1 pseudogene is annotated in these 253 nt (G+C 76.3%); it reads left to right on the forward strand.

Annotated features, from left to right (window positions below):
- Positions 1-253: pseudogene (locus G6R25_RS24805) on the forward strand (protein spdB); the annotation flags it as partial.

The raw sequence follows: 253 nt of genomic DNA on the forward strand, positions 1-253 counted from the left end.
CGTCCTGGTGGCCCATGCGCTGGTTGGCCCGTCGCCGGCGGGCTGGCTGGCGGTGGCGTGGTTGCCGCTGGCCGCGAAGGCCCTGTGGCTGGTCCACGGCCTGTGGGAACGCACCGCCCTCACCCCAACCGCCCTGGAAGAGATCCGCACCATCCGGCAGGCGGCCCGTGACGATGCGGCCGTCTCCCGGGCTCGGCTGTCCGCGCAGGCCGGTGCGGAGGAGACCCGGCTTGCCGCGGTGACCGCGGCGGGG

Origin of the sequence: Candidatus Frankia alpina, from assembly GCF_902806485.1 — a bacterium.
Lineage (GTDB): Bacteria > Actinomycetota > Actinomycetes > Frankiales > Frankiaceae > Frankia > Frankia alpina.